The following is a 2,497-nucleotide window of genomic DNA, read 5'->3' as shown; positions in this document are numbered from 1 at the left end:
CAATTTGGTCGCGCGCTCGGCTTGTCAGGAGACGGGGTGCAACAGGCTACCGAACGATCGGCTCGCAACGCGCAGACCGTACTTTACACCGGCACCGCTGCTGCCAAGGTGATGGAAGGAATGTCTCGAGAGTATTTCCAGATGGTTCAGCGTCAAGTCGAGAAGAACATGAACCACATGAATGAATTGTGGGCCTGCCGAACTGCTCAGGACTTTGCAGCCGTACAAAGTGACATGGTGCGTGAGACCGTAGAGACTGCTCTGGAGTGCAGCCGTCGCATCGCCGACATGTCGCTCAAAATGGCCGAAGACACCGGGAAACAAATCAAACAAAGTACGGAAGAGAACCGGCGCGTGGCCTAACCCGGGCGTACGGGTTCGGCCGCGAGTGAGGCTTCGCCTATCACCAGCCGCACGGGATGCGCGGTCACGGTTCCAATGTTGCACACAATACATAGCGCCCGACATAAGCAGTGGACAACAAGAACATTTTGCTTGACCGTCGGCGTTTCGAGAGCCCTGCAACAGTTTGGAGCATTGCTAAATGAGTTTTACAGAAGAGCTTCTCGCCCGTTCCTCTCCATCGAAAATCGACGACATTGAGCGCGATATTGGCGACTTGATCCAAATCAGCAATCGCACACTACCTTCAATCCAAATAGTTCCCAACCACGACCATCCGCTACCGAAAGGCCCGATGCCCGATTATGTCGAGCACAAGGAAGGCGTCAATCAGGTCGGCAGACTCTCTGCTGAAGTCGTCGTTCGCGAATACGATGCGGCGGTGAAAGAGATCGAAGCGCTCGGTGCCGAACTGACAGAAGCTGCCAAGAAGTGCGAGGCAATGGTTGCTGGCGTCCACTCCATGGTAACCGAAATCCAGGAGTTGGCGGCGAACTATCGCGAGGAAGGCAAGCGTTACTTCTTGCAGATTGAGGAGTGCTCGTTGACGACATCCGAAGTTCGTACGGTGTGCGAAGCTCTCAAGAAAAAGATCGCTGCGAGCACGACCGCCGCCTAGCACCGGCAACGCGCGATTGGGGGTCATTGCGCCGCGAAACTTGGCCTGCATCGAGCCCTTGCACCGTCCCGCCGTTCATGTCCCGCGCGGATGGACCGGGTGGGAGGCAACCATGGAGCCGTCTGAAATATATCGGCAAAATGCGGAGAGTCCCAAGTCGTTTGCGCTGACAAATGGTCATACGATGTGGCGCATGTCAAAGGTCGAAGCGGTGGCTTTCATCATGATAGGCAATGCAGAACGGCAGGTGCACTGGCGCGTCAAGCGGGACGCGGAGATCGAGGCACTGCGTGCCACGACCACCAAGGCCGAGCTGGCCCTGACACAGGCCGAGAACCATCTGTTGCGCCAGCGCGTACTCGATCTAGAGAAGGCGCTTGCTCGCCGGGAGAGTGCCGCCAAGTCCGCGCAGACCAAGGCGGCCAGCGAAGTTGCCCGCCTCAAGGAGAAGAACAAGGAGATCCAATTCAAGCTTCGCCAGATGTGGGAGTACAACAACGAGATCGCAAACGGGGGCGGTTTGACCTTCAAGGCAAGCAGTCTAATCGCGAAGGCGCTGCATCCCGACGCCACGCCAAGCGAAGAGGTCAGGCTGGAAGCGTTCAAGGCGTTCTCGGCTTGGAAAGGCGACAGGGACGCGGCGCGACGGCGCTAGTTCGACCCGCCCCGCACGAAACTTTTCGGCCGTCCACTGCTGTAATCTCGGCATGGCCCTTTTGCGGTTCAAGGGCTGGCCTCCAGGAGCCTCAGCTTCACGTCCCGAAGCTGGGGCTCTTGGTGCTAGAGCGTGCACTCAATAAAGGCACGTATGTCGGCCCCGGAAGAGTAAGCAGAAATTAACAGTGCACGCAGAAGCGGCGCCGTTTCTCACAAACATCGAACTTGATAGCCCCTAGCCGGGTGACTGAAATCGCCGGTCCCCCGAAATGAGCGAAAAGCCGACTCCGATTACTGTACACGTATCGAACCCTGATGCGTTCAAGGGCGAGGGGAGTGTCATCCTGCTCGAACTGGCGGATGCAGCTGTGGCCCGAAAGGTAGCGCGAAAAGTTGCCGAAGAGACCGGGCGCGGCGTTACCGTTCGAGATGCAGATATGGTCCTAATCGAAGCGATTGCGCCCGCTAAAATCCAATAGAGCGGCAAGGCCGCACCCATTCTGATCAACTGGAGCGCCTCGGCCACCACTTCTGCGGTTGGCGCTTAGCCGACCTAAGCTAGCCCCTGACCGATTCCGGTTTGCGGTCAAAAGCGGATGCGCCCGGCCTGATGCGCATCCATTACGATCAATCGGAGGCAGCTCCGCTTCCGCCTGAACGGCCGGCGAACCAACTCGGGCGGCAGATCGTGGCAAGTGCTTGACCTGTTCTAAGGAACAGTTGCACGGCAGGGACGTTGTAAGAGCAACCCCCAAATGCGGAGCTTTCCCATGCGACAACAGCGCACGCAACGATCGCCTGTGGCGGCGCCTGCAACAA

At 58.0% G+C, this 2,497-nt stretch carries 4 protein-coding genes; all 4 read left to right on the top strand.

The genetic code is table 11. From position 1 onward, the window contains the following. The coding region (locus CQ12_RS24330) for a phasin family protein (protein WP_245310108.1) at positions 1–363 on the top strand (363 nt) is incomplete at its 5' end. 181 nt (positions 364–544) lie between these two features. Then, positions 545–1,021 carry a hypothetical protein gene (locus tag CQ12_RS24325; protein WP_198164249.1) on the top strand — a complete coding sequence of 159 codons (477 nt, stop codon included), beginning with the start codon at positions 545–547 and terminating at the stop codon, positions 1,019–1,021. 193 nt (positions 1,022–1,214) lie between these two features. Continuing rightward, on the top strand, positions 1,215–1,676 hold the full coding sequence (locus CQ12_RS24320) for a hypothetical protein (RefSeq protein ID WP_157088449.1): 462 nt from the start codon (positions 1,215–1,217) through the stop codon (positions 1,674–1,676). A 271-nt stretch (positions 1,677–1,947) separates the two neighbouring features. Beyond that, positions 1,948–2,157 carry a hypothetical protein gene (locus CQ12_RS24315; protein ID WP_057837835.1) on the top strand — a complete coding sequence of 70 codons (210 nt, stop codon included), beginning with the start codon at positions 1,948–1,950 and terminating at the stop codon, positions 2,155–2,157. The last annotated feature ends 340 nt before the right edge of the window (positions 2,158–2,497 follow it).

The sequence above is a fragment of the Bradyrhizobium jicamae genome (assembly GCF_001440395.1).
Classification (GTDB): domain Bacteria; phylum Pseudomonadota; class Alphaproteobacteria; order Rhizobiales; family Xanthobacteraceae; genus Bradyrhizobium; species Bradyrhizobium jicamae.
Note: the sequence above shows the minus strand (reverse complement) of the source record. Positions and strands in the feature narration are given on the sequence as shown.